Origin of the sequence: Amycolatopsis sp. NPDC049253, from assembly GCF_040678995.1 — a bacterium.
Taxonomy (GTDB): domain Bacteria; phylum Actinomycetota; class Actinomycetes; order Mycobacteriales; family Pseudonocardiaceae; genus Amycolatopsis.
The window spans coordinates 145799-169032 of the sequence record NZ_JBFAQX010000008.1 but is presented as its reverse complement, the minus strand read 5'-3'; the positions used below and the strand labels follow the sequence as shown (position 1 = coordinate 169032).

At 73.2% G+C, this 23234-nt stretch carries 17 protein-coding genes and 1 riboswitch; of the genes, 3 read left to right on the top strand and 14 right to left on the bottom strand.

Annotation, left to right across the window (positions count from 1 at the left end; all coding sequences use genetic code 11):
* Nucleotides 1-104: 104 nt before the first annotated feature.
* Together fahA and AB0K15_RS20445 are read right to left on the bottom strand one after the other, a co-directional pair.
* Nucleotides 105-1310 carry a fumarylacetoacetase gene (gene fahA / locus AB0K15_RS20450; RefSeq protein ID WP_364052420.1) on the bottom strand — a complete coding sequence of 402 codons (1206 nt, stop codon included), beginning with the start codon at nt 1308-1310 and terminating at the stop codon, nt 105-107.
* Nucleotides 1307-4636 carry a DUF885 domain-containing protein gene (locus tag AB0K15_RS20445; protein WP_364052417.1) on the bottom strand — a complete coding sequence of 1110 codons (3330 nt, stop codon included), beginning with the start codon at nt 4634-4636 and terminating at the stop codon, nt 1307-1309. Before AB0K15_RS20445 ends, fahA begins: the two co-directional genes overlap by 4 nt.
* A gap of 228 nt (nt 4637-4864) precedes the next feature.
* Here AB0K15_RS20445 and AB0K15_RS20440 point away from each other — a divergent pair, with 228 nt between their 5' ends.
* Nucleotides 4865-5893: an AsnC family protein gene (locus AB0K15_RS20440; RefSeq protein WP_364052414.1), complete on the top strand. Its 1029-nt coding sequence runs from the start codon at nt 4865-4867 to the stop codon at nt 5891-5893.
* On the opposite strand, the gene AB0K15_RS20435 is transcribed toward AB0K15_RS20440, so the two are convergent.
* From AB0K15_RS20435 to AB0K15_RS20410, 6 genes are all read right to left on the bottom strand, one after another.
* A complete protein-coding gene (locus AB0K15_RS20435; RefSeq protein WP_364052411.1) occupies nt 5890-6819 on the bottom strand; it encodes an RluA family pseudouridine synthase in 930 nt (309 codons plus the stop codon). The genes AB0K15_RS20440 and AB0K15_RS20435 overlap by 4 nt on opposite strands.
* Entirely contained in the window at nt 6816-7472 is a 657-nt protein-coding gene (gene lspA, locus AB0K15_RS20430; RefSeq protein WP_364052408.1) for a signal peptidase II, read from the bottom strand. The genes AB0K15_RS20435 and lspA overlap by 4 nt, the downstream gene beginning before the upstream one ends.
* Before the next feature lie 24 nt (nt 7473-7496).
* Nucleotides 7497-7772, bottom strand: coding sequence for a hypothetical protein (locus AB0K15_RS20425; protein WP_364052405.1), 276 nt, complete (start codon nt 7770-7772; stop codon nt 7497-7499).
* Nucleotides 7773-8140: 368 nt separating this feature from the next.
* Nucleotides 8141-9484 carry an aminotransferase class V-fold PLP-dependent enzyme gene (locus AB0K15_RS20420; RefSeq protein WP_364052402.1) on the bottom strand — a complete coding sequence of 448 codons (1344 nt, stop codon included), beginning with the start codon at nt 9482-9484 and terminating at the stop codon, nt 8141-8143.
* 39 nt (nt 9485-9523) lie between these two features.
* Nucleotides 9524-9638, bottom strand: a riboswitch (SAM riboswitch).
* A gap of 79 nt (nt 9639-9717) precedes the next feature.
* A complete protein-coding gene (locus tag AB0K15_RS20415) occupies nt 9718-10539 on the bottom strand; it encodes a phosphoenolpyruvate hydrolase family protein (protein WP_364052399.1) in 822 nt (273 codons plus the stop codon).
* Between the two features lies 1 nt (nt 10540).
* Complete coding sequence (locus AB0K15_RS20410; RefSeq protein WP_364052396.1) at nt 10541-11752, bottom strand: Tm-1-like ATP-binding domain-containing protein; 1212 nt, start codon at nt 11750-11752, stop codon at nt 10541-10543.
* On the opposite strand from AB0K15_RS20410, the gene AB0K15_RS20405 reads away from it, so the two are divergent.
* Entirely contained in the window at nt 11751-13208 is a 1458-nt protein-coding gene (locus AB0K15_RS20405; protein WP_364052393.1) for a PLP-dependent aminotransferase family protein, read from the top strand. The two genes, AB0K15_RS20410 and AB0K15_RS20405, sit on opposite strands and share 2 nt — an antisense overlap.
* Nucleotide 13209: 1 nt before the next feature.
* On the opposite strand, the gene AB0K15_RS20400 is transcribed toward AB0K15_RS20405, so the two are convergent.
* The 6 genes from AB0K15_RS20400 to AB0K15_RS20375 all read right to left on the bottom strand — a co-directional run bounded on the left by AB0K15_RS20400 (nt 13210) and on the right by AB0K15_RS20375 (nt 22427).
* Nucleotides 13210-14688, bottom strand: a complete 1479-nt coding sequence (locus tag AB0K15_RS20400) for a potassium/proton antiporter (protein WP_364052390.1) — start codon at nt 14686-14688, stop codon at nt 13210-13212.
* Nucleotides 14689-14783: 95 nt separating this feature from the next.
* The gene (locus AB0K15_RS20395; RefSeq protein WP_364052387.1) at nt 14784-15479 is read right to left on the bottom strand and encodes a helix-turn-helix domain-containing protein; all 696 of its coding nucleotides are present in this window, start codon (nt 15477-15479) and stop codon (nt 14784-14786) included.
* 43 nt (nt 15480-15522) lie between these two features.
* On the bottom strand, nt 15523-17163 hold the full coding sequence (locus AB0K15_RS20390) for a penicillin-binding transpeptidase domain-containing protein (RefSeq protein ID WP_364052384.1): 1641 nt from the start codon (nt 17161-17163) through the stop codon (nt 15523-15525).
* 138 nt (nt 17164-17301) lie between these two features.
* Nucleotides 17302-20481: an isoleucine--tRNA ligase gene (gene ileS / locus AB0K15_RS20385; RefSeq protein WP_364052381.1), complete on the bottom strand. Its 3180-nt coding sequence runs from the start codon at nt 20479-20481 to the stop codon at nt 17302-17304.
* A gap of 322 nt (nt 20482-20803) precedes the next feature.
* A complete protein-coding gene (locus AB0K15_RS20380; RefSeq protein WP_364052378.1) occupies nt 20804-21013 on the bottom strand; it encodes a hypothetical protein in 210 nt (69 codons plus the stop codon).
* A gap of 16 nt (nt 21014-21029) precedes the next feature.
* Nucleotides 21030-22427, bottom strand: coding sequence for an MFS transporter (locus tag AB0K15_RS20375; protein ID WP_364052375.1), 1398 nt, complete (start codon nt 22425-22427; stop codon nt 21030-21032).
* Between the two features lie 66 nt (nt 22428-22493).
* On the opposite strand from AB0K15_RS20375, the gene AB0K15_RS20370 reads away from it, so the two are divergent.
* Nucleotides 22494-23231, top strand: coding sequence for a metalloregulator ArsR/SmtB family transcription factor (locus AB0K15_RS20370; RefSeq protein WP_364052372.1), 738 nt, complete (start codon nt 22494-22496; stop codon nt 23229-23231).
* Nucleotides 23232-23234 lie beyond the last annotated feature (3 nt).

Here is a 23234-nt window from a genome sequence, read left to right as displayed (position 1 = left end):
TCGGCCCGCCCCGCCGTGCGGGGACGCTCTGCCGACAGCGCCACCGGCATCCGTCGCACAGTGTGGCGCCGCCCGACGTGACCGCCACCGCCGAGCCCGGCGGGCTAGCGGGGCACGACCCGCCCGGACACCTCCCCGAAGCCGATCCGGCTGCCGGCCGGCCCGGGCGCGGTGGCGCTGATCGAGACCTCGTCGCCGTCTTCCAGGAACGTCCGCGTCTCGCCGTCGCCCAGCGCGAACGGTTCGCGCCCGCCCCAGCTCAGCTCCAGCAGTGACCCGCGCTGGTCCTTGGCGGGCCCGGTGACCGTGCCCGACGCGTACAGGTCGCCGGTCCGCAGGCTCGCGCCGTTCACGGTGAGGTGCGCGAGCTGCTGCGGCGCCGTCCAGTACTGCGTGGCGAACGGCGGGCTCGACACCAGGTGGCCGTTGATCCGGATCTCCAGCGCGAGGTCCAGCCCCCACGGCTCGGTGACCCGCAGGTACTCCAGCGGCCGCGGGTCCTGCGCGGGCTGCGGCACGCGCGCGTGTTCCAGCGCGGCCAGCGGCACGATCCACGGCGCCACCGAGGTGGCGAACGACTTCCCGAGGAACGGCCCCAGCGGCTGCGACTCCCAGCCCTGGATGTCGCGCGCGGACCAGTCGTTGACCAGGCACACGCCGAACACGTGCTTCGCGAAGTCCTCGACCGGCACCGGCGTGCCCAGCGTCGACGGGGTGCCCACCACGAAGCCGACCTCGGCCTCGATGTCGAGCAGCTGCGACGGGCCGTACGACGGCTCCGCGGCCGCGCGCGGCTTGCGCTGCCCCGAAGGCCGCACGACCGGCGTCCCCGACACCACGACCGTGCCGGCGCGCCCGTGGTAGCCGATCGGGAGGTGCTTCCAGTTCGACATCAGCTCGTCGTCGGCCCCGCGGAAGATCCGCCCGGCGTTGATCGCGTGCTGCTCGCTCGAGTAGAAGTCGACGTAGTCCGCGACCTCGAACGGCAGGTGGTTCGTGATCTCCGCACGCGGCACGAGGTGCGGGCGCACCTGGTCGGCGTAGCGCTCGGCGGTGAACCACTCGCGCACCTGCTCGCGCACGTCCTGCCACGTCGCGGGCCCGGCCGCGAGCAGCGGGTTGAGCACGCCGCTCGTGAGCAGCTGCGCGAAGGGCGCCGCCGCTTCCTCGGCAGCCGCCGACAGGTCGAGCACGTGCTCGCCCACCGCCACGCCGACACGGCGTTCTGGCTCGCCGCCGCGGGAAAACACGCCGTAGGGCAGGTTGTCGAGCCCGAAGTCCGTATCTGCGGGCAGGTCGAGCCAGGTCACCGCGCACCCTCCGCCTGCCGGCCGGCGATCCACTCGGTCACGAGCGTGTCCAGTGTGGACAGTGGCAGGTTTCCGTTGCCCAGCACTACGTCGTGGAACTCGCGGATGTCGAAGTCCGCGCCCAGCGCCTCCTCGGCCGCGGCGCGTACGCGCTCGATCTCCAGGCGCCCCACCATGTAGCCGAGCGCCTGGCCCGGGTTCGCGACGTACCGGTCGATCTCCGCCTCGATCTCGATCCGCGCCATCGGCGTGTTGGCCGCGGCGTAGTCCACCGCCTGCTGCCGGGTCCAGCCCAGTGCGTGCAGGCCGGTGTCGACCACGAGCCGGGCGGCGCGCATCGAGTCCTGTGTGAGCATGCCCAGGCGCGTGACGTCGTCGGAGTACAGGCCCATCTCCTCGGCCAGCCGCTCGGAGTAGAGGCCCCAGCCCTCGATGTAGGCGTTGAACGGCACCAGCCGACGCAGCATCGGCAGATCGGTGAGCTCCTGTGCGAACGAGAGCTGGAAGTGGTGTCCCGGCACGGCTTCGTGGAACGCGATGCCCTCGCTCGTGAACCGCGGCCGCGAGCTCGCCTCGTGGGTGTTGGCGTAGTAGGTGCCCGGCCGCGAGCCGTCGAGCGACGCGGGCAGGTAGTAGGCGATGGTGCCGCTCGCCGCGTCGGCCTCCGGGACCGGCGCCACCACGCACTTCGCGGCGGGCACGCGCGAGAACCACTGCGGCGCAACGGCTTCCGCCCGCGTGATGGCGGCGCGGGCGCCGGCCAGCAGCTCCTCGCCGTCGCGCCAGCGCAGCTCGGGGTCGCTGCGCAGGTGCTCGAAGATCTCGGCGAGGTCCTGGGTGCCGAACACCCGCCCGCCGAGCTCGCGGTACTCCCCCGCCAGCTTTTCGGCGATCCGCAGGCCCGTGTCGTGCAGGTCCTGCGCCGTGCGGTCGGTGGTGGTCTCGGCGCGGATCAGGCCCTGGTACTTCTCCTGCCCGCCCGGTAGGTGCCCGATCCCCGGCTCGGACTCGGGCTTGGCGACCGGCGCCACCTCGTCGGCCAGGAACGCGCGGTAGCGCGCGAACGCCGGGCGCACGACCTCGGCCAGCAGCCGGTCGCGCTCCTCGGCGAAGCCGGCGACCTCGACCGCCGGCGTGACCCGCAGCGGGTCGGCGTCCTCGGCCGCGAGGTAGCGCTCGACGTACCCGATGCCCACGCGCACCAGGAAGTCCGGCGGAGCGAAGCCCTCGGCCACGGTCGCGCGCTGGGCTTCGATCACGGCGTCGAGGTAGCCGCCGACGCCGGCGAGCCGGCGGAGGTAGCCCTCGGCCTTCTCCTCGTCGTCGGGCACCAGCGCGGAGAGGTTGGTGATCAGGTACAGCGCGGGCGAGCTGAACCCGTCGCTCACGGCGAACCCGGACAACCGTGAGTCCAGCGTGTCGACGACACCGCGGGCGCGCGCGATCACCACGTCGCGCGTCACGGCGTCCGTGGTCGAAAGCCCGGCCCGGTCGAGGGCCTCCGCGCGGTCGGCGAGGTCGGCGAAGCGGGCGCGGAAGCTCGCGGTCGCCGCGAGGCTCGGGTCGGGCAGCGCCCCGTGGTCGCCGGGCAGGCCGTACATCGTGCGTTCGAGCGGTTCGCGTTCGAACTCCAGCTCCAGCAGGTCCTCGGCGAGCCCGTCGACGGTGTCGCCGTGGCCCGCGATCCACGCCGCGACCACGGAGTCGAGCACCGACAGCGGCAGCGCGCCGCCCGAGAGCACCACGTCGTGGAACGCGCGGACGTCGAACTCACTGCCCAAGCGGGTCTCGGCGGCAGCGCGGATCCGCTGGATCTCCAGGCGCCCCACCAGGTACGCGAGCGCCTGGCCCGGGTAGCCGATGTAGCGGTCGATCTCCGCCTCGATCTCCAGCTTGCCCATGGGCGTGTTCGCGACGAGGTAGTCGATGGCCTGCTGCCGGCTCCAGCCCAGCGCGTGCAGCCCCGTGTCGACCACGAGCCGCCCGGCGCGCATCGACTCCAGCGTGAGCATGCCGAGCAGCGAGACGTCGTCGGAGTACAGACCCATCTCGTCGGCGAGGCGCTCGGTGTAGAGGCCCCAGCCCTCGACGTAGGCGTTGAAGTCGCCGAGGCGGCGCAGCAGCGGCAGGTCGGTGAGCCCGAGCGCGGTGCTGAGCTGGAAGTGGTGGCCCGGGATCGCCTCGTGGAACGCCGTGGCCTCGGCGGTGTGCCGGAACCGTTCGGTGGCCTCGTAGGTGTTGGCGAAGTAGGTGCCCGGGCGCGAACCGTCGGCGGCCGGCGGCATGAAGTACGCGGGCGGCGCGCCGGGCGCGGAGTCCTCCGGCACGGCCTCGACGGTCCACGGCTGCTCGGGGATCGTGCCGAACCACTTCGGCGACTCGGCCGCCGCGCGCGTGATGGCCGAGCGCGCGGTGTCGAGCAGCTCCTCGGCACTCGTCCAGCGCAGCTTCGGGTCGGTGCGCAGCCGCTCGAAGATCTCCTGCAGGTCGCGCGTGCCGAATACGCGCTCCCCCAGCGCCTGGTACTGCTCGACCTGGCCCGCGATCACCTCGAGACCGGTGTCGTGCAGCTCCTGGGGCGAGCGGTCGGTGGTGGTGTGCATGCGCGCGAGGCGCGCGTAGATCTCGTCCCCGCCGGGCAGCCACGACACACCCGCGCGGTCGTCGGGCCGGCCGTGGGCGAGCACCTCGGCCTCGAGGAAGTCGCGGTACTCCTTGAACGCCGGGCGCACGACGTCGCGCAGCAGCTCCTCGCGCCGGCTCGCGAACGCCTCGTCGGGCGCCGGCTGGCGCAGCAGCGGGTCACCCGCCGGCTCGGCGAGGTAGCGGTCGACGTGGGCGATCGCGCCCTTCACCAGCCGCTCGACGGGCACCAGCCCGGCCTCGATGCCCTCACGGTGCCGCACCGCGACCGCGCGCAGGAAGGCCGGGATCCCGGCCAGCCGGTCGAGGTGCACCGAGGCCTTGTCGCCCGGCAGCACCGGCGCCATCGGCAGTGCCGAGAGCAGGCCCGCCGCGGGCCCGACGAACAGGTCGGTCACGGTGAACTCGCCGAAACGGCTGTCGATGAGGTCGAGCTTGCCCTCGATCGAGTTGATCACCACCTCGCGCGTGACGCGGTCCGTCGCGTCGAGGTCGCCGGCCTCGATCGCCCGCGCGCGCTCCAGCAGACCGGCGAGCCGCTCGCGGTAGGCGGCTTCGGCGGCGGCGCTGGGGTCGCCGAGTCCCGGCGCGTCGGGTTTGATGCCCAGGATCGCGGCGGAGAGCGGTTCGAAGCCGAACATCTCGTCGACGAGCTCGTCGGCGAGATCGGTGACGACGGTCATGGGTGCGGACTCCCGGGGTTCGGTGGTGCCGTGCGATTCCGACCCTAATGGAGAGCCGGGCTCCGGGGTGGCGTTCCGGCACGAGCGTCCCGTTCACCCATTGTGAACGGTGGATCGGGGCCGTTCCCGACACCCAGAGCCACCGAAACCGGGCTCCTGCCACCGGACCGGGCGACGCGGCCCCGGCCTTGCCGCGGCCGGCGTGGCCCGGAAGGTAGCGTTCCCCGGGTGGCCGTGACCGATCCCGCCGATGTCCGCCTGCTCGCCGCCCTCGCCGAGCTGGGCAAAACGGCCGTGCACGACCTCGCCGCGAAGGTGGGCATGGACCCGCGTGAGGTCGCCTACCGCCTGGTTGCCTTGTCCGGCAGCGGGTTGCCGCTGCTCGTCGGCGTCGAGAGCGATCCTTCCGGGCTGCGGGCGGCGATCGCGGGAGCGCCGCCGTCGTGGCAGCAGGCCCAGCCGCCCTCGGGGGCGATGCCCGTCGCCGCGCCCGGCGGACGGCCCGGCGCGGGCCTGCCGGCCGGAGCGGGCCACGGGATGCCGACGGGGCAAGGGTTTCCGGCCGCGGCCCCGCCGAGCGCCCCCGTTCCGCGTCCCGGGAACGGACCCGGAACGCCGGGTGCGCCGTCCGTCCACGGTGGACCGTCCGGACCCGGGCACGGCGTGCCGTCCGGACCATACGGCGTACCCTCGGGTCCCTACGGCGTCCCGTCGGGCGCGTACCCGGCCGTGCCGGGACCGCCGCCGCTCGACCCCGCGCTGAGCACGTGGGGCGTGCCGCAGACCGCGTCCTGGGCCCGCGGTGACGAGCCGCGGCGCGCAGGCCCCGCCGAGGGCAGACACGGCCGGATCGGCGAGACACTGCCGACGCAGGGGCTCGAAGGCGAGCAGCTCACCGTGCAGCTGCTGGAGGTGCAGGACCCGGCCGACTACCTGTTCGGCGCCGCCGGCTACCGGCTCGACACGGGCGAGCGGGCGGTGGTCGTGCACACCGAGATCACCAACCGCGGCAACGTGCCCTTCGCGTCGCTGCCGGACAACTACCTGGAGCTCGTCACGGCCGACGGCACGACGGTCGCCAAGGCGCCCGTGTCCCTGACCTCCCGGCCGCCGCACAAGATCGGCGTGCAGCCCGGCGAGACGCTCGGCGGCCACACCGTCTACGTCCTCCCGGACGCGACGCGGGTGGTCTCGGTGCGCTGGAGCCCCCGCCCGGAGCCGGACGACCGCACGCTGACCTGGGCCGTCGAGGGCTAGTAGCTCTCCTCGCGCAGGATGTCCAGCGCGCGGGCGAGGTCGTCGGGGTACTCCGCCTCGAACTCGACCCAGCGCCCGTCGGCCGGGTGCGCGAAGCCGAGGGTGCGGGCGTGCAGCCACTGCCGCGTGAGGCCGAGGTGACGCGCCAGCACCGGGTCGGCGCCGTAGGTCAGGTCACCCACGCACGGGTGGCGCAGCGCGGAGAAGTGCACGCGGATCTGGTGCGTGCGGCCCGTCTCGAGCTTCACGTGGGCCAGCGACGCGGCTCGGAACGCCTCCACCACCTCGTAGTGCGTCACGCTCGGGCGCCCGCCCGCGACCACGGCGAACTTGTAGTCGTGACGCGGGTGGCGGTCGATCGGCGCGTCGATGGTGCCGCGCGTCGGGTCCGGGTGGCCTTGGACCACGGCGTGGTAGCCCTTGTCGACCGTGCGCTCCTTGAACGCGCGCTTGAGCACCGTGTACGCGTGCTCGCTCTTGGCCACCACCATCACGCCGGTGGTGCCCGCGTCGAGCCGGTGCACCACGCCCTGGCGCTCGGCGGCGCCCGACGTCGAGATGCGCAGGCCCGCGGCGGCGAGCCCGCCGACGACCGTCGGCCCGGTCCAGCCGGGGCTCGGGTGCACGGCGACGCCCACCGGCTTGGAGATCACCACGATGTCGTCGTCGTCGTGGAGGATCTTCATGCCCTCCACGGCCTCGGCGATGACCTGGATCGGGGACTCCGGCTCCGGCAGCGTCACTTCGAGCAGGCCGCCGGCGGTCAGGCGGTCGGACTTGCCGGCGGGCCGGCCGTCCACCAGCACGTCACCGGCCTCGGCGAGCTCCGCCACGACCGTGCGGGACAGGCCCAGCAGCTTGGCGAGGCCGGCGTCGACGCGCATGCCGTCGAGCCCGTCGGGGACGGGCAGCAGGCGCGCGGTCACGCGGTCTCCTTCTTGCTGTTCTTGTCACGGGTCGAGGTGCCGTCGTAGTCCTTGCCCAGCAGCGACAGCAGCACGATGAGCACGCCGCCGCAGCAGATCGCGGAGTCTGCGATGTTGAAGATCGCGAAGCCCTCGCCGTTGGGGGCGAAGGCCGAGATGAAGTCGATGACGTGACCGCGCAGCGGGCCGGGGGCCCGGAAGATGCGGTCGGTGAGGTTGCCGAGCGCGCCCGCGAGCACCAGGCCGAGGCCGATGGCCCAGCCGACGCTGCGCAGCCGCCGCGAGAGCCAGATGATGGCGACCGCCACCGCGGCGGCGACCAGCGCGAACACCCACGTCATGCCGGAGGCCATCGAGAACGCGGCCCCGGAGTTGCGGATCACCTGCAGGTAGATCAGCCCGCCGAGGATCCGCACCGGCTCCTTGCCCTCGAGGTTCGCGGCCACGAGGTTCTTCGACACCAGGTCGATCGCCCAGATCAGGGCCGCGATCGCGAACACCAGCCCGACCCGGCGCTTGGGCAGCGGCACGGGCGCCTTCTCGGCGGCGGGCTCCTCGGGAGCCGCATCGCCGGTCACCGCCGGTTCGGGGGCATCGGCGGGCTTCGCGCCTTCGGACAGGCCGCGTTCGGACGAGGAGGACTCGGTGCTCACACCCCCATTGTCCACGCCCCGGGCTCACCCGGTCGCGGCGGCAGGCCGTGACCGCCACTTCGCCGGTCCGGCGACCACCACGAACGCCGTCGCGAGCAGGATCGCGGCCGACAGCACGACCCCGCCGAGCCCGGGCAGCGCCACGGCCGCGACCAGGGCGAAGACCACCGCGAGCACCAGCACGACGACGCTGCGCTCGTACCACGCGAGCACCAGCAGCCCCGGCGCCGCCAGCACGGGTCCGCGCACGTCGGCGCCGAGGCCGAGCCGGCCGAATGCGACCAGGTCCAGCACCGGCACGGCGAGCAGGCCCCCCGGCGAGGAGGGCGGCGAAGCGGCCGGTGCTCAGGGCATTCCCGGCGCGCGCGTACCTGGCCAGCACGAGCGCCGCCACCACGGCGAGCGCGATCGGCCAGCCGAGCGCCGTCGCGTACGTCGACGGCGGCAGCGGCACCCGGTCCTGGGTGAGGAACTGCAGCCCGCCCGGATCGGGACCGAGCAGACCTCCGGGGATCCGGTGCACCGGATCCGAGTACAGGTCGCCGAACGCGCCCCGTGCTCGGCGGTCGAGTTGCACCGCCGCCAGGATCAGCTCGGCGAAACCCAGCACCGCCAACGGAACCCAGAACCCCCACGCTCTCCCCATGCGGGGAGCCTGGCGAGCGGGCTCAGGCGCAGAACGGCGGAAGCTCCCGCGGGTCCCCCACCGGCGCCCAGCGACCGTCGACCTTCGTGTACTCCCAGCGGGCGCCGCGGGCGACGATCTGGCGCAGCGCGAGCACGAGGCGGTCCACGTGCTCCTCGGTGCTGCCCAGGCCGAGGCTCACGCGCACGGCCTGCTGGCCGTCGCGGCCGCAGGCGCCGATGAGGCGCTTGGTGGCGACGTGGGCGCAGAACGCGCCGTCGCGCACACCGACGCCGTACTCGGCCGAGAGGACCGCGGCGAGCCAGCCGGGTTCGAAGCCGTCGACGATGAAGCTCACCGTGCCCACGCGGTCCACCGGCGCGTCGAACAGGCGCAGCTCGGCGCAACCGGGCACACCGGCCAGGCCCTTGCGCAGCCGCTCCAGCAGCGTGGCCTCGTGCTCGCCCACGGCGGCCCAGTTCGCCGCCAGCCGCTCGCACGCGACGCCGAGCGCGTACACGCCGACGGTGTTCGGCGAGCCGGCCTCGTGCCGCTCGGCCCCGGTGTTCCACACCACCGCGTCGGAGGTCACGAGCTTCGTCGCGCCCCCGCCGGCGAGGTACGGCTCGGCGGCGCGCAGCCAGTCGGACCGGCCGATGAGCGCGCCGGCGCCGAAGGGCGCGTAGAGCTTGTGCCCCGAGAGGGCGACGTAGTCGACGTCCAGCTCCCGCAGGGAGATCCGGCGGTGCGGTGCGAGCTGCGCGGCGTCCAGCGCGACGCGGGCGCCGTGTTTCCGGGCCACGGCGGCGATCTCGGCCACGGGCAGCAGCTCGCCGGTCACGTTGGACGCTCCGGTCACCACCACGAGCCGCGGCCCTTCGGGGCAGGCGGCGAGCGCTTCGTCCACAACGGACACCGCGGCCAGGCGCGTGCGCGGCAGCTGCACGCGGCGCACATTCGGGCCCCGCCAAGGCAGCAGGGCCGCGTGGTGCTCGGTGTCGAACACGACCACGGACGTGCGCCGCGGCAGCGATCGCGCCAGCAGGTTGAAGGAATCCGTGGTGTTGCGGGTGAACACGACTGTGTCGGTGGCGCGCGCGTCGACGAACCGGCGCAGGATGTCGCGCGTGCGCTCGTAAAGGCGCGTGGACACCTGCGAAGCGAAGCCCGCGCCGCGGTGCACGCTGGCGTACCAGGGCAGGAACTCGTCGACGGCGGAGCGGACCGCGTCGAGACACGGCGCGCTCGCCGCGTGGTCGAGGTTCGCGTAGCCGACCTCGCCGCCGGTCACCAGCGGCACTCGCAGCGCCGCCCCCGCGACGCCGGGAATCTCCTGCGCCGCAACGGTTTCGGAGTTTTCAGCGGTACGGTCCAGAGCGAGTGTCATGGCTGTGCCTCCTCGGCAGTCCGGGGGACCCCGGCGAGGGGCCCGCGCTTGCCCGCCGCACAACGCGACCGGCCCGGTCTTCACCCGGGGCACCCCACCGCGGTAGGAGGGTTGCCGGCCAGCAAGCCGGGGCTGAACGCTGGCACTCATGACCTGTTGATGAAGGTAACCGAACGACGCCCGGTGGCGCCAGAGGTGTCCCGTGAGCTGAGACGGCGCTCACAGACCGGCGATCACCGCCGCAGCGCGTGGAAGGCCTCCGTCTGCTCGCGGATCGCGCGCTCGGCCGGGAGCCGTTCGATCGAGGAAGCGCCGAAGAAACCGACGATCCCCTCGGTGTGGTCGAGCACGTACTGCGCGTCGGCGGGTTCGGCGATCGGGCCGCCGTGGCACAGCACGAGCACGTCCGGGTTCACCCGCTTGGCCGCGTCGTGCATCGCCTGCACCCGGGTGACGGCCTCGTCGAGCGTGACGGCCGTCCGCGCGCCGATCGTGCCGCTGGTGGTGAGCCCGAGGTGCGGCACGAGCACGTCGGCGCCCGCGCGGGTCATGTCGGCAGCCTGCTCGGGGTCGAACACGTACGGCGCGGTCAGCAGATCGCGTTCGCGGGCCAGCGCGACGAGGTCGACCTCCAGGCCGTAGCCCATGCCGGTCTCCTCGAGGTTCTGGCGGAACACGCCGTCGATCAGCCCGACGGTCGGGAAGTTCTGCACGCCGGCGAACCCCATCCGCTTGAGCTCGTCGAGGAACGGGCCCATCAGCCGGAACGGGTCGGTGCCGTTGACGCCGGCCAGCACCGGCGTGTCGCGCACGACCGGGAGCACCTCGCGCGCCATGTCCACGACGATGCCGTTGGCGTCGCCGTAGGCCAGCAGCCCGGCCAGCGACCCGCGGCCGGCCATGCGGTAGCGGCCGGAGTTGTAGATGATCAGCAGGTCGATGCCGCCGGCCTCGGCGGCCTTGGCGGACAGGCCGGTGCCCGCGCCGCCGCCGATCACCGGACGGCCTTGCGCCACCGCGGCGGTGAGCCGGGCCAGCGCTCGTTCGCGGTCCACGTCAGGACCTCCCTTCGCCGATGAGCCGGTGCAGTTCCCGCGCGGCGGCCGCGCCGAACCCGGTGTCGTTGATGGCTTCTTCGCGCCGTGTCACGGTCGCCGTGCCACCGGACAGCGCTTCGGTGAGGTGGACGAACAGCTCGGCGTCGGCCGCCGGGTCGTGGAACGGACCGTCCGGAACGTCCACAGCGGACACTCCGCCGAGCGGCAGGAACACCGAGACGGGCCCTTGTGCCGCGCGGAGTTTGCGCCCGAGCAGCGTGCCCAGCTCCGCGGATTCCTCCGGGGTCGTCCGCATCAGCGTGACGGTCGGGTTGTGCACCAGCAGGTTCCGGTCCGCGAACCGCTCGGGCACGGTGTCGGCCGGGCCGAAGTTGACCATGTCGAGCGCGCCGACGCTGACCACCTGCGGCAAGCCCGCGCGCCCGGCCGCCTCCAGCCGGTGCGGGCCCGCGGAGAGCACCCCGCCGACGAGCTCGTCAGCCAGCTCCGTCGTGGTCAGGTCGAGGACACCGGCGAGCAGGCCGTCGGTCACGAGCTTCTCCATCGCCCGGCCACCGGAGCCGGTCGCGTGGAACACGAGCACCTCGTAGCCGAGCCGTTCCAGCTCGGCGCGGGCCTCGTCGGCGGCGGGGGTGGTGACGCCGAACATCGTCACCGCGACCAGGGGCCGATCGGTGGTTTCGCGGCCGGTGTCGTGGTGGCGGGCCATGGCGGCGATCGCTGCCGCCGCGTTGCCCAGCACGGTCTTCGACACCGCGTTGAGGCCCGCGATGTCGACCACGGAGTACATCAGCGTCACGTCGGTCTCGCCCACGTACGGGCGGACGTCGCCGGACGCCATGGTGGAGACCAGCAGCTTCGGCAGGCCCACCGGCAGCTCGCGCATCACCGCCGCCGCGATCGACGACCCGCCCGAGCCGCCGACCGCCAGGACCGCGTCGACACGGCCCTCGTCGAACAGCCGCCGGACGGTCACCGCCGCACCGCGCGCCATCGTCTCCACGGCTTGCCCGCGGTCGCGGGAGAGCGAAGCGAGGTCGACGCCGGCGGCGCGGGCCACCTCGTCGGCCGGCACGTCGGCCCCGTCCGACCGGGCGGAACCGGCGTCCACCAGCAGCGTGTGCACGCCGTCGACTTCGAGGCGGGTGCGCAGCCAGTCGTATTCGGCGTGTTTCGTGTCGAGGGTGCCGACGAGGCAGACCGTGGCCATGTCCGCCATCGTCGCCCCGGCGCGCGGGCGGCCGCTGGGCCAGTTCGCCGAAAGTGGTCCAAACTGGCTGGTGAAGGAGGTGCACATGCACCGGGTCACGGCCGCCGAACTGGTTCGGCTGCTCGGCGCGTGGCGCGGCGGCGGTCCCACGTTGCCCGCCGCGCTCGCCGCCACGCTGGCCGAGCTGGTCGACTCCGCCGTGCTGCCCGAAGCCGCGGTCCTGCCCGCGCAACGGCCGCTCGCGCGAGCGCTGGGCGTCTCCCGGGGCACGGTGACCTCGGCGTACGACCAGCTGGCGGCCGGCGGGCGGCTGGCGGCCGAGGCCGGCTCCGGTTCGCGGGTGCGCCGGCGCCAGCCCGGCGGACCGGGTGTGCCGGGTGGCCGGCTCGTTTCGTTCACCGGCTCGGCCGCCCCGGCGGACCTGTCGAGCGGTGCCCTGCCCGGCTCGGCCCTGACCGCGGACGCACTGGCGGCGCTCGGTCCCGCCGACCTGGAGCCCTACCTCGGCACCGACGGCTACTTCCCGGCCGGCATCCCGCGGCTGCGGGCCACGATCGCCCGGCTGCTCACCGACGACGGCGTGCCCACCACCCCCGAGCAGGTCCTGGTGACCGCGGGCGCCCAGCAGGCCGTGTGGCTCGTGGCGAACACGCTGGTCACGGCGGGTGACCTGGTCGTGGTCGAGGAACCGAGCTACCGCGGCGCGCTCGAAGCGTTCGCCGGGGCCCGGACCCGGCTGCGGGGCATCCGCTGGACCACCGACGGGATCGACCGCGACCAGCTGCGCGCGGCGCTGCGCCGCTCCCCCGCGCTGCTGTACTGCCAGCCGTCCGTGCACAACCCGACCGGCGAGCGTATGCCGGCGGCCGCGCGGCGCGAGCTCGGGAAGCTGATCACCGCCGCCGGCCTGCGCACGGTGGAGGACCGCAGCAGCGCCGACCTGGCGTTCCGCGGGCCGGCACCGGGGCTGGCCGCGCACGTGCCGCCGGAGCTGCTGGTGAGCATCGGCACCGCGTCGAAGCTGTTCTGGGGCGGTGTGCGGATCGGGTGGATCCGTGCGGACGCGCCGACGGTCGCGCGGCTGACCGAGGCTCGCAAGGCGATCGACCTCGGCTGCTCGGTCGTCGACCAGCTGCTGGCCGCCGGGTTGCTGCGCCGCGTCGCGGAGGCCCGCGAGGCGCGGCGCGCGCTGCTCGCCGCGCGCTGGGAGTCCACTGTGGACGTCCTCGGCCGCGTGGTCCCGCACTGGCGCTGGACGACGCCCGCCGGCGGTACCGGGCTGTGGGCCGACACCGGCGAAGACGCCGTGCGCCTCGCGCAGCGCGCCCTCGCCGCCGGGGTGAAACTGGCGCCGGGGCCCGCGTTTTCGGTCTACGACGGCTTCCGGACTCACCTGCGGCTGCCGCTGTGGCACGCGCCGCGGGACCTGGAGCCCGTGCTCGCCTCGCTGCGGTGACTCAGCTGCCCAGCTCGCCGCGCCAGCGCGCGAGCCGCCCGGCCCGGTCGACGGCACGGATCCGGCGCTCGGTCGCGTCGCGGACCCGGGCCGTGGTGACCACCAGCAGCTGGTCGTCCTCCTGCAGCCGGCTGGTCTTCTGCGGTGTGAACCCGGAGCCGCGGCGGACCACGAGGCTCACGGTGGCGCCGGCCGGAAGGCCGAGCTCGGAGATGTACACGCCGTGCAGCTTCGAGCCCTTCCGGATGCGCACCTGCAGCAGCTCGGCGCCGAGCTCGTCCAGCGGCGCGGCGTCCACCTCGATCTCCTGGGCCTCGGTGCTCTTCGTGAGCCCGAGCCGGCGCGCGAACGGCCCGAGCGTCGCTCCCTGCAGCAGCGTGAGCACGATGACCAGCACGAACACGGCATCGACGAGCCGTTGCGCACCAGGCACGCCCTGCGAGAGCGGGATCATCGCGAGCACGATCGGCACGGCTCCGCGCAGGCCCGCCCACGAGAGGAAGGTCTGCTCCCGCCACGGCAGCCGGAACGGCAGCAGCGAGATCACCACCGACAGCGGCCGCGCGAGCAGCAGCACCACCGCGCCCGCGACGAGGCCGGGCACCAGTGCCTCCAGCAGCCGGCTCGGCGACGCGAAGAGCCCGAGCAGCACGAACAGCCCGATCTGCGCGAGCCAGCCGAGGCCTTCGGCGAACGAGAGCGTGTCGGAGCGGTGCGGCAGCTTGGAGTTGCCCAGCACCAGCCCCGCGACGTAGGTGGCGAGCAGCCCGGACGCGTGCGCCAGCTGGCCGCAGGAGTACGCGAGGATGCACACGGCCACCGTCGCCAGCGGGTACAGACCGGTGGCCGGCAGCGCCGCCCGGCGCAGCGCCATCGCACCCAGCCAGCCGAACAGCAAGCCGAGGACGAGCCCCACGGCGAGCTCGTAAACGACCAACAGCGGCAGGGTCCAGTCCACTGTGGCCCCCGACGCGAGCGCGATCACCGCGATGTACGCGGGCGCGTCGTTGACACCGGACTCCAGCTCCAGCGCGCCGACGAGCTTCGGGCGCAGCCCCACAGAACGCAGCACCGAGAACACCGCCGCCGCGTCGGTCGACGCCAGCACCGAACCCCACAGCAGCGCGAGCCGCCAGTCGAGCCCGAGCAGCCAGTGCAGCGCCGCGCCGGTCACCGCGATGCTCACGACCACGGCCACTGTGGACAGCAGGATCCCCGGCCCCAGCGAGGGTTTCACGGCCTGCCACCGCGTGGTGAGCCCGCCTTCGGTGAGGATCATGACGAGCGCGGCGAGCCCGAGCGACTGGGTCAGGCCGGGGTTGTCGAACTGGATACCGACGCCCGACTCGCCCAGCGCCACGCCGATGCCGAGGTACAGCAGCAGCGAGGGCAGGCCCAGCCGGATCGACACGCGCACGGCGACCACCGACGCGAGCAGCACCACTCCGCCGACGCCGAGCACCAGGGGAAGCTGGTCCATCTCCGCCCCTCCCGGTCGCCGTGGGCTTCCAGAATAGTGAGACGGGGGCGTTCACTCGTTCGTGCACCGCTGGACAACTCGGGCAATCAGGTGTGTTAGGACACTCGGAGGCCACCGAGTGTCGTCAGATCGACACCGAGCGCCGCGAACGGCTTCGCCGCGGCCGGCTTCAGCCGCACCGCGCGCTGCCGGTCCCGGGTCACCCACCCCGCGTCGACGGCCCGCGCCAGGATCGCCGCGGGCACGGAGCCGGCGAGGTGGTCGCGCCGCTCCGTCCAATCCAGACAGTCACGCAGCAGCGTGCGCCGGCCGCGCTCCGGCACGGCGACCCCGAGCCCGCCGAGCACCTCGCGCCCGGCGGCGGTCAGCATCAGCCCGTCGCCGGTGTCGACGATCCCCTTCGCGATCAAGCCTTCCCGCAGCGCGACCCCGACGGTGCCCGCGAGGTGGTCGTAGCAGCTGCGCGCGAAACTCAGCCGCTGCGTGCGCAACGACGCCTTCAGCCCGACTGGTTCGCGGTGCTCGGCGTGCTGCGCCAGGTGCTCGATCAGCTCGGCCACGCGCGGGTCGGCGATGCGGACGTACGCGTGCCGCCCTTGTTTCACCCGGGCGACGAACCCGGCGTCGTGCAGCCGGGTGACGTGCTCGCTGGCGGTCGACACCGCGATCCGCGCCGCCGCGGCGAGCTCGCCGATCGTCCAGGCGCGCCCGTCCAGCAGGGCGAGGCACATCGTCGCCCGGCTCGGGTCGGCGAGCACCGCGGCCACCTCGGCCAGCGCGACGGTCTCCATGCCCCCACCGTAGGAGCCCGACGCTTCGGCCGCCGCCGAAACGCTACTTCACGCCGGCGAGGAACTTCGCGCCGAGCGTCACGGCCGGACCGGAGTCGTTGCCGCCCTCCAGGAACACGCAGAACGCGACGTCGCCGCGGTAGCCCACGAACCAGCCGTGCGCCTCGGCGCCGTCACCGAACTGCGCGGTGCCGGTCTTGCCGTACACGGTGCCCGAGCGCGCCAGGCCGGTCGCGGTGCCGCCCGTGACGACCTCGCGCATCATCGCGCGCACCGAGGCCAGCACGCTCGCAGAGGGCGCCCGGTAGCCCTCGTTCACGGTCGTGGCCGACGAAGCGTCCAGCCACAGCTTCGGCGTCACCGCCTTGCCCGCGGCCACCGTCGCGGCCATCACCGCCTCGCCGAAGGGGCTGACCTGCACCGTGCCCTGGCCGATGCCGTCCTCCACCTGCTCGTCGGCGCTGCCGGCGGCGGCGACCTTGCCCATCTCGGTGGTGAGGCCGGGGATGTCGAAGTCGGCGTTGAGGCCGTACTGGCTCGCGGCGTTGGCGAGCGCGTCCGGCGGCAGCTGCGAGGCGAGCTGGCCGAAGGAGGTGTTGCACGAATGCGCGAACGCGCGGTGCACCGTGGTGGTGCCGAGGTCGAAGCCTTCGTTGGAGATCGTGCGGGTGCCGATCCGCGCCGTGAGAGGGCACGCCACCTGCGAGTCCTTCGTGACGATCCCGGCTTCCAGCGCGGCCGTCGCGGTCGCGATCTTGAACGTCGAACCCGGCGCGTACAGGCCGTTCAGCGCCGAGGGGCTCGTGCCCGCCGCGGCGTTCTGCGCCACCGCCAGCACCCCGCCGTTGGACGGCTGGATCGCCACGATCACGGCCTTGCCGCGGTAGGAGTCGACGGCCGCCTGGGCCGCGTTCTGCACGGAGACGCTCACCGTCGACTTCACGGCCTGCTGCCCGCTCTCGGTCTTGCCGAAGAGCGTCTCCAGCGCCTTGCCCGACGTGTCGACGCGCTGGACCGCGAAGGTGTCGGACGGTGCCGAAGTGCCCTGCCCGGTCAGCGCCTGCGTCAGCAGCGGGAACTTCGCGGCGGGATCGAGGTGCGTGCCACCCGGCCCGCTGATGACCACCGGCTTGCCGTCGCGGTCCACCACCACGGCCTCGTCGGCCGGCGCGGTCGCGATCACGAGCCGCTGCCCGGCCTGCAGCTTCGGGTGGAGCGCGGCGGGCGTCCAGTGCACGCGCCAGCTGTCGCCGGACTTCACCACGTCGAAACCGCCGCTGTAGGACCAGACGTGGCCGGGGCCGAGGTTCCAGGTGAGCGTGTAGGTCGCGGCCGTCTTCGTCGCGCCCGCGGCGGCGGGCTCGACCTTGTCGACCTTGGCCTGCACGTCCTGCGGCTTGAGCGTGTACCAGGCGTCGCGCAGCGCGGCGGCCGCGTCGTGCGGGGCGTCGGTGAGCAGGCTGGCTTCGTCGGTCTGGTTGTTCGCGAAGTCCTTCAGGTAGAGCTGCGCCGCCGACGTCGGGTCCGGGGCGAGGGGTCCCGCCGCGACCGAGCTCTCGGTCGGCTCGGCCGCCGCCTCGGGTGCCGGCGAACCGCCGGTCAGCAGCACCACCGCCGCGACGACGATCGCGACCATGGCGACCGCGCCACCGATCAGAACGGCTCTCTTACCAGCAGGACTCACTTGCGACTCTCCCCCAGGCCCGTGCGGCGTGCGCGCACTCGGCCCAGCTTGCCCATCGCTGACGGACAAGAGGCGTTACAGGTGAGAAAGCGGCCGTCCCGACGCCGATTCGTGATCAACGCCGGGACGGCCGGTTCGCTACGCCTTCTCGACCGCCGCGCGGACCTTCACACCGTCGCCGACGGTGCCCTCGAAGCCCTCGGGAGCGTCGCCGTAGGTCACCGAGGTGGCCAGTGTTTCCGAGGCCACGAACTCCTCGAACTTGCGCACCGCGGCCACGACCTCGTCCGGCGCGTCGATCGTGAGCGCGATGCGGTCGGACACGTCGAGGCCGGCCTCGCGGCGGGCCTGCTGCACCACGCGCACCAGGTCACGGGCGACGCCCTCGTCGGCCAGGTCCGCCGTGACCTCGGTGTCGAGCTGCACCAGCCCGCTCCCGCCCGGCAGCTCGGCCGCCGCGCCGCCGTCCTTCGCCACGAGCCGCCGCTCGTACTCGCCTTCGAGCAGCTCGACCCCGGCGGCCACCACGGCGCCGCCCGGGTTCGTGGTCCAGTCGCCGGCCTTCACGGCCTTGATGACCTTCTGCACGTCCTTGCCCAGCCGCGGCCCGGCCGCGCGCGCGTTCACGGCGACCTCGAACGAGCCGTGCGCCGCGACGTCGGTCGTCAGCTCCACCGACTTCACGTTCACCTCGTCGCGCAGGATGTCGGTGAACTCGCGCAGCGCCTCCACGTCCTCGGCCGCGACCAGCAGCTTCGCCAGCGGCAGCCGCACGCGCAGCTTGTTGGCCTTGCGCAGCGAGAGCGCCGTCGACGCCACCTGCCGCACGCGGTCCATGGCCGTGACCAGCGCCGCGTCGGCCGGCAGGTCGAGCGAGCTCGGCCAGTCGGTCAGGTGCACCGACCGGCCGCCGGTGAGGCCGCGCCACACCGTCTCGGTCGTGAGCGGGAGCAGCGGCGCGACGACGCGGGAGGTCACCTCGAGCACCGTGTGCAGCGTGTCGATCGCGTCCTGGTCACCGGCCCAGAAGCGGTCGCGCGAGCGGCGCACGTACCAGTTGGTGAGCACCTCGAGGAAGTCGCGCACGGTCTGGCACGAGCCGGCGATGTCGTAGTTGTCCAGCGCGTACTCGACGTCCGTGACCAGCTCGTGGGTCTTCGCGAGCACGTACCGGTCGAGCAGGTGCGTCGAATCCGTGCGCCACCGGCCTTCGACGCCCTCGGCGTTGGCGTAGAGGGCGAGGAAGTAGTACGAGTTCCACAGCGGCAGCACGGCCTGGCGCACGGCGTCGCGGATGCCCCGGTCGGTGACGACAAGGTTGCCGCCGCGCAGGATCGGGGACGCCATGAGGTACCACCGCATGGCGTCGGACCCGTCGCGGTCGAACACCTCGGTCACGTCCGGGTAGTTCCGCAGCGACTTCGACATCTTCTGCCCGTCGGAGCCGAGCACGATGCCGTGGCTGATGCAGGTGCGGAACGCGGGCCGGTCGAACAGCGCCGTCGCGAGCACGTGCAGCAGGTAGAACCAGCCGCGCGTCTGCCCGATGTACTCCACGATGAAGTCGCTCGGGTAGTGGTGCTCGAACCACTCGGCGTTCTCGAACGGGTAGTGCACCTGGGCGTAGGGCATCGACCCCGAGTCGAACCACACGTCGAGCACCTCGGGCACCCGGCGCATCGTCGAGCGGCCCGTCGGGTCGTCCGGGTTGGGCCGGGTCAGCTCGTCGATGTACGGGCGGTGCAGGTTGTCCAGGCGCACGCCGAAATCACGCTCCAGCTCGTCGAGCGAGCCGTAGACGTCCGTGCGCGGGTAGGTCGGGTCGTCCGACTGCCACACGGGGATCGGCGAACCCCAGTAGCGGTTGCGGGAGATCGACCAGTCGCGGGCGTTCTCCAGCCACTTGCCGAACTGGCCGTCCTTGACGTTGTCCGGGTACCACGTGATCTGCTGGTTGAGCTCGACCATGCGGTCCTTGAACTGCGTCACCGCGACGAACCACGACGACACCGCGCGGTAGATCAGCGGGTTGCGGCAGCGCCAGCAGTGCGGGTACGGGTGCTCGTAGGTTTCGTGGCGCAGCAGGATCGGGCTCTGCTGCGCGGCGGAACCCGTGCCGTTCTTGAGGTCGCGGATGATGTTCGGGTTGGCCTCGAACACCTGCTGGCCCTCGTAGTCGGGCACGGTCGCGTCGAAGCGGCCCCGCGCGTCGACCGGGGTGGCCGGCGTGATGCCCGCGGCGTCGGTGACGACCTTGTCCTCTTCACCGTAGGCGGGCGCGATGTGCACGACTCCGGTGCCGTCTTCGGTCGTGACGTAGTCCGCCGACAGGACCCGGTGCGCGTTCTCGCGGCCGAGGAAGTACGGGAACGGTGGGGCGTAACGGTTTCCGAGCAGCTGAGCGCCGGTGTAGTGCGCCACGACCGTCGGCTCTTCGCCGAGCTCGCGCGCGTACGCGCCGACGCGGGCTTCGGCGAGCAGGAACCGCTTGCCGGGGAAGTTCTCGCTCTCCACCACGACGTAGCGCACCTCGGGGTGCACGGCCGTGGCGAGGTTCGAGGGCAGCGTCCACGGCGTGGTCGTCCAGATGAGCAGGTACGTGCCGTCGAGCTCGTTCCCGTTGCCCTCCAAGCGGAACCCGACCGTGACGGCCGGGTCCTGGCGGGTGCGGTAGACGTCGTCGTCCATGCGCAGCTCGTGGTTGGACAGCGGCGTCTCGTCGCGCCAGCAGTAGGGCAGCACGCGGTAGCCCTCGTACACCAGCCCCTTGTCCCACAGCTGCTTGAACGCCCAGATGACCGACTCCATGTAGGGCAGGTCGAGCGTCTTGTAGTCGTTGTCGAAGTCGACCCAGCGCGCCTGGCGGGTGACGTACTCCTCCCACTCCTTGGTGTAGCGCAGCACGGACTCGCGGGAGGCCTCGTTGAACTTGGCGACCCCCATCGCCTCGATCTCTTCCTTTTCCGTGATGCCCAGCTGGCGCATCGCCTCGAGCTCCGCGGGCAGGCCGTGGGTGTCCCAGCCGAACCGGCGGTCGACGTGCTTGCCCTTCATCGTCTGGTAGCGCGGGACGATGTCCTTCACGTACCCGGTGAGCAGGTGCCCGTAGTGCGGCAGGCCGTTGGCGAACGGCGGGCCGTCGTAGAACACGTATTCGTTGTCGCCGTTCTCGCCGGCCGGGCGCGCGGCGATCGAGGCCTGGAACGTCCGGTCCGTCTCCCAGTACTCGAGTACGCGCTCCTCCAGCGCGGGAAACGACGGCTGCGACGGGACCGCGGTGTCTCCGGTCTCTCCGTCGAGCTGGGCCTTCGGGTACATCGGGGTGCGCTCCTTGCGTTCGTCGCTCGCGTACGGACGACCGGCGCCTACCGGTCACCCACACGGGGACGAGACGCTCGCGCGTCACGCGGTACCACCCCGCTTGCCCGCCGTTCGTGCTGCCGGGCCACTCGTTCGTCGGCTGTGACGGGCCGCCCCGTCCGGGTCTACTGGGGACGCGCGCGCCCTGTTCTTCCGGAGGCTCCCCGGTGATGGCCGGATCGACGCCGTGCTGGTACCAGGTTAGCCCGGGTGCGCAACCGCGTTTGCGGTGGCCCGGGGTCCGGTCGTGACGGGCGTGCAGAGGCTGTGCCGACCGGCGTCACCGCTGTGTGCGGCGGGCGCGCACGTACGTGATCCAGCAGAAGGCCGCGTTGGCCGTCCAGAGCACCAGGCAGAAGACGTTGAACCACGCTGTGACCGGTCCGAGGACGGTGAACAACCCTACGGCCAGCCAGCCGACCGCCAACGCTGTGTACGCCGAGCCACGAGCAGCGCGGTCTTCCGCGGCATCGGCCGCGGCAGGAACCACCTCGCCACCCGCCCCGTCAACGAACCCTCCCGCCCCGTGTCGCACTCCTCCGCAACGTTCCCCGAGCCCGTAGCGGCCAATCTGCTCCATTCGCACCAGTGGCCCGGGGTCCGGTGGTGACTGCGGCGAGGGCCGCCGACGCGAGCCACAGCGCGGCGGCGGTGACGCCGAGGGTGTGGAGGCCGTGGACGAAGGCCGGGTGGTTCGCCGGATCTCCCTCGACGGCGCCGAAAACGGCGACGCCGAGGGCTCCGGCGGCTTGGCGGGCCGCGTTGTTGATCCCGCCCGCGACGCCCGCGCGGTCGGGCGGCGCGTCGGTGACGGCGGCCGTGACGACGGCGGCGGTGAGCAGGCCCATGCCGGCGCCGAGGCCGAGGAGGGCGGGCAGGAGGGTGGGGTAGCTGGTGGTCGGGTCGACGCGCAGGAGTCCGGCGAGGCCGAGGGCGCCGAGGAGGAGCCCGGCGATGATCGACGGGCGGGGGCCGAGTTTCGCAGTGAGGCGGCCGCTGAGCGGGCCGAGCAGGACGAGGGGCAGGAAGAGCGGGAGCATCGCGAGTCCGGCGTCGAGTGGTGTCAGGTGCAGCACGCTCTGCAGGTAGAGCGTGAAGACGAGGACCGTGCCGAGGCCGACGAAGTTCATGGCGGCGGAGATGATCGTCGCGCCGGCGGTGCGGCGGGATTTGAGCAGGGCCAAGGGCAGCATCGGGTCGGCGGAGCGGTGCTCGACGACGAGGAATGCCGCGGCCGCTGCCACGGCGATGACGGCGGCGACGGGCCGGTGGCCGATGACGGCGTAGACGCCGGCGCCGAGGGCGAGGGCGGCCGTGGCGGCGCCGGGCACGTCGACGCGGCCGGCTCGGCGGGAACCGGGTTCGACCAGCGTTCGCACGGCGAGCGCCGCTGCCACGACGATCGGCACATTGAGCAGGAAGACGGGCCGCCAGCCGGCGAGCGACACGAGCACCCCGCCGAGCAGCGGGCCGGCGGGAAGGGCGAGCGCCGAGACGCCGGCCCAGACGCCGAGTGCGCGGGCTCGGCTGCTCGGATCCGGGCAGCTTCGGTTGATCACGGCGAGCGTGCCCGGCAGCAGCAGCGCGGCGCCGACCCCCTGCCCGGCCCGGGCCGCGATCAGCCAGGACGCGGACTGGGCGAACCCGCACGCGGCGGACGCGGTGCCGAACACCACCAGCCCCGTGAGCACCACGCGGCGGTGGCCGAGGACGTCGCCGAGCGCGCCGCCCGCGAGCAGCAGCGCGGCGAGGACGACGGAGTAGCCGTCGACGACCCATTGCAGCGCGGTCAGCCCCGCGTGGAGCTGCGCGCCGAGGGTGGGGAGGGCGACGTTGACGACGGTGACGTCGAGCTGCACCAGGAACATCCCGGTGCACAGGGTGATCAGGAGCGCCGGTCTCATGGTCCCCAGTGGACCTCGCGGACGCTTCCGTCGCGGTGGAAGCGTCGCGGGTGCACCCTGGACGTCGTGGACGGAGACGCCGACATCGCCGCGACCGCGGCCCTTTTCGCCGACCCGGCGCGGGTCCGCGTACTGCTCGCCCTGGGCGACGGTCGCGCGCTGGCCGCGTCGGTGCTGGCCGCCGAGGCGGGCCTGTCGGCGCAGGGCGCGAGCTCCCACCTGGCCAAGCTGCTGGACGCGGGGCTCGTCACCGCCGAACGCTCCGGGCGGCACCGCTTCTACCGCCTCGCCGGCCCGGCCCCGGAGTTGCTGGAGACGTTGGCGCGGTTCTCCCCGCCGCGACCGGTCCGTTCGCTGCGCGAAGGCACGCGCGCGGCCGCGTTGCGCTCGGCGCGGACTTGCTACGACCACGTCGCCGGTCAGCTGGGTGTCGCCATCACCGCGGCCCTGGTTTCGCGCGGCGCACTGATCACTGTGGACGGTGACCCGACCACTGCGCGGCGCCCGGGTGACCGGATTTCCGCTCAGCTGCGGGATCATCCGTACGTGTTGGGGCCCGCGGCTTCGGCGGTGTTCGCTGCGTTGGGCGTCGATCTCGAGGTGGCTGCTTCGACGCGGCGGCCGTTGCTGCGCTTCTGTCTGGATTGGAGCGAACAGCGGCACCACTTGGCCGGTGCGCTCGGCGCTGCCGTTGCTCAGCGGTTGCTGGACGCCGGCTGGCTGCGCCGCCGCGCTCAGGCCCACCGCGCTCTCCGGCTGACTGCTGAAGGAAGTGCCGCGCTGGGCGAAATCCTGGGGATTTAGCGG

Coding starts and splice junctions, on each gene's coding strand:
- AB0K15_RS20410 (WP_364052396.1), bottom strand. CDS start 11,752: ATGGCCACGGTCTGCCTCGTCGGCACCCTCGACACGAAACACGCCGAA.
- AB0K15_RS20420 (WP_364052402.1), bottom strand. CDS start 9,484: ATGACACTCGCTCTGGACCGTACCGCTGAAAACTCCGAAACCGTTGCG.
- AB0K15_RS20395 (WP_364052387.1), bottom strand. CDS start 15,479: ATGGAGACCGTCGCGCTGGCCGAGGTGGCCGCGGTGCTCGCCGACCCG.
- AB0K15_RS20375 (WP_364052375.1), bottom strand. CDS start 22,427: ATGAGACCGGCGCTCCTGATCACCCTGTGCACCGGGATGTTCCTGGTG.
- AB0K15_RS20405 (WP_364052393.1), top strand. CDS start 11,751: ATGTCCGCCATCGTCGCCCCGGCGCGCGGGCGGCCGCTGGGCCAGTTC.
- ileS (WP_364052381.1), bottom strand. CDS start 20,481: ATGTACCCGAAGGCCCAGCTCGACGGAGAGACCGGAGACACCGCGGTC.
- AB0K15_RS20445 (WP_364052417.1), bottom strand. CDS start 4,636: ATGACCGTCGTCACCGATCTCGCCGACGAGCTCGTCGACGAGATGTTC.
- AB0K15_RS20400 (WP_364052390.1), bottom strand. CDS start 14,688: ATGGACCAGCTTCCCCTGGTGCTCGGCGTCGGCGGAGTGGTGCTGCTC.